At 48.6% G+C, this 471-nt stretch carries 1 protein-coding gene; it reads left to right on the top strand.

Annotation, left to right across the window (positions count from 1 at the left end; all coding sequences use genetic code 11):
- On the top strand, positions 1 to 471 hold a 471-nt coding region (locus ACUU1I_RS21165), incomplete at both ends, for an IS110 family transposase (protein ID WP_449144944.1).

The following is a 471-nucleotide window of genomic DNA, read 5'->3' as shown; positions in this document are numbered from 1 at the left end:
GTTGATGCAGAAGCCATATGTGAAGCGGCTTCACGACCATCAATGCGTTTTGTCCAGCCAAGAACTGAGACCCAGCAAGCAATAAGGGCATTACACCGGGTCAGAGAATCGCTCATCAGAGATAAGGTGAAAACAACCAACCAGATCCACGGTTTCCTGCTGGAATTTGGAATCAGCCTGCCGACAGGGGATGCCGTAATAAAACGGTTGTCTCTCGTATTGGCTGAACACGAAATCCCCGAATATCTGAGCCGCCTTTTGGTGAGGTTGCATACCCACTACCTTTACCTTGTTGAGCAAATAGCAGAGCTGGAATCAGAATTAAGTCAGTCAATCAACGCTGATGATACCGCTCAGCGCATTATGACAATTCCTAGTGTTGGGCCGATTACTGCCAGCTTACTATCGTCGCAACTTGGTGACGGGAAACAGTTTTCATGCAGCAGAGATTTTGCGGCTTCCACAGGGCTC

The sequence above is a fragment of the Shigella sp. SIG3 genome (assembly GCF_053555855.1).
Note: the sequence above shows the minus strand (reverse complement) of the source record. Positions and strands in the feature narration are given on the sequence as shown.